Annotated in this window: 1 protein-coding gene and 1 pseudogene; both read right to left on the bottom strand. The window is 71.3% G+C overall.

The features are described 5' to 3' along the window. The coding region (locus tag ACFXB5_RS52760) for an acyltransferase domain-containing protein (protein ID WP_385223067.1) at nucleotides 1-2,336 on the bottom strand (2,336 nt) is incomplete at its 3' end. A 3-nt stretch (nucleotides 2,337-2,339) separates the two neighbouring features. Then, nucleotides 2,340-2,423 (bottom strand): annotated as a pseudogene (locus ACFXB5_RS52755) (hypothetical protein); the annotation flags it as partial. Nucleotides 2,424-2,486 lie beyond the last annotated feature (63 nt).

The following is a 2,486-nucleotide window of genomic DNA, read 5'->3' as shown; positions in this document are numbered from 1 at the left end:
GGCAGCGTGAGCTCTCTATCAGACTCAGCTCCGCGCAGGGCCCAGTCGGCGGCCGCGCCTTGGGTCCAGATCACCAAGCGCGCGTTGTCGGTCTCGGGATCGGCCAGCCACTCCTGCACCCAACCCAGCACCGTCGCAGCGGCCGACTGGGCCGCCTGCGGCGCCGACATCCCGAACGGGGCAGCCGGCACGGCCGCGACAACCACCGGCGCGGAGCCGACCGGCTGGCCGTGCCGCACCCAGTGCACCCCGAGGGCCGAAGCTTGCGCGGTCAGCGGCACCCAATCCACGGTGAACAGCGACTGCCGAACCTGCCGGCCCGGCCCGGCGAACTGACCAGCCGGAATCTCACGCAGCGCCAACGACCGCGCCTGCAGCACCGGCTGACCGGCACCGTCGAACGCCGTCACCGAGAGCCCGCCTGCCCCGGGAGCCAGGACGACCCGCAGGTGGCGGGCACCGTCGGCCAGCAGCCGCACCCCCGACCAGGCGAACGGCAACCCCGTCCCGCCACTGCCATTGCTGGTGCTGTTGCCGACGGTCAGGAGACCGTGCAGCGCGGCGTCGAGCAGAGCCGGATGCAGACCGAACCCGGCAGCATCGGCTTCGACAACCTCGGGCAGCTCGACGTCGGCGTAGACGGTGTCCCCGGCACGCCACACCTGACGCAGGCCCTGGAACGCCGGACCGTCGCCGTAGCCGCGCTGGGCGAACTTCTCATAGGCGTCATCGACCGGAACCGACTCCGCACCGGCAGGAGGCCAGGCACCCAGCGGCGCCGGGGCAGGCTCACCATCGGCTGCGGCCAGCACACCGACCGCGTTCCGAACCCACTCGCCCTCGCCCTCACGGGAGGAGACGGTGACGGTTCGCCGGCCACTGTCGTCGTCGCTGTCGCCGACCTGGACCTGAAGCTGCACGCCACCGGAGCCGGGAAGGATCAGCGGTTCCTGGAGTGTCAGTTCTTCCAGCGTGCCGCAACCGGCCAGGTCTCCGGCGTGGATCGCCAGGTCCACGAACGCCGTGCCGGGCAGCAACACCGTGCCGTGGACCGCGTGGTCGGCCAGCCACGGCATCGCGGCCAAGGACAGGCGACCCGTCAGCACGAGCCCATCGCCCTCGGCCAGCCACACCGCAGCCGCCAACAACGGATGCCCGCTCTGCTGCTGCCCAGCCGACGAAACATCCCCACGACCGGCCATCGCCTTGGGCCAGTAACGCTCCCGCTGGAACGGATACGTCGGCAGAGCAACCGTCTGCGCGCCCTCGCCGGCCACCGCGGCCCAGTCCACCTCGACACCGGCGGCGTAGGCACCGGCCAGGGCGGTCAGCCAGCGGCTCCGGCCGCCATCGCCGCGCTGCAACGTGCCCGCCACGACCAGGTCCTCACCCGCCTGCGCGATCGCCAAACCCAACACAGGATGCGGGCTCACCTCCACAAACACCCGGTGACCCTCCGCCGCCAGCCCGGCAATGACCTCACCGAACCGCACCGGCTCACGCAGGTTCCGGAACCAGTACCCGCCGTCCAACCCGGCGGTGTCCAGCACACGCGCCTCAAGCGTGGAGTAGAACGGCACCGCACCAGAAACCGGAGACACCCCCGCCAGGTCCTCGGCCAAACGGTCCTGGACGGCTTCGACGTGCGCCGTGTGCGAGGCGTAGTCCACCGCGATGCGGCGCGCCCCCCGATCCGCGTAGGCGTCCACGAACTCCGAGCACGCGCTCGCGGCACCGGCCACTACGACCTGCCGGGGGCCGTTGACGGCCGCGACCGACAGGTCCTCACCCCAGCGGGAGATCCACTCCCCCACCTCATCCAGACCAGCGGGCACCGACACCATCCCGCCCGTGCCCGCAAGCCCCGCCAACGCCCGGCTGCGCAACGCCACAACCCGCGCGCCATCCTCCAAAGACAACCCGCCGGCGACACACGCCGCCGCGATCTCACCCTGACTGTGACCCGCCACCGCCGCAGGCTCCACGCCATACGCCCGCCAGAGCCCGGCCAAGCTGACCGCTACCGCCCACGACGCCGGCTGAACCACATCCACCCGCCCCAACAATCCCGCATCCGCGAGCACATCACGCAACTGCCAATCCACAAACGGCTCCAACGCCCGCTCACAGCGCTCCATCACCGCCGCGAACACCGGCTCCCCATCCCACAGTTGCAGACCCATCCCGACCCACTGCGCACCCTGACCCGCAAACACAAACACCGGCCGCGACACCGACGCCGAACCAGGAACCCCGGTCACCACACCCGGAGCCTCCTGGCCCGTTGCAACGGCAGCCAGACCCGCCAGCAACTGGTCACGGTCATCGCCGATCACCGCCAGGCGGTGCGCAAATCCTGTGGTCCGGGTTGCGGCCAACGAGAACGCCACATCCTTGGCCGAAACCTCCGGACGCGCCGCCACGAACTCCGCCAGCCGACCCGCCTGCCCGGCCAACGCCGCACCCGACCGCGCCGACACCACCCA

The sequence above is a fragment of the Streptomyces sp. NPDC059455 genome, assembly GCF_042750115.1.
GTDB classification, from domain to species: domain Bacteria; phylum Actinomycetota; class Actinomycetes; order Streptomycetales; family Streptomycetaceae; genus Streptomyces; species Streptomyces endocoffeicus.
Note: the sequence above shows the minus strand (reverse complement) of the source record. Positions and strands in the feature narration are given on the sequence as shown.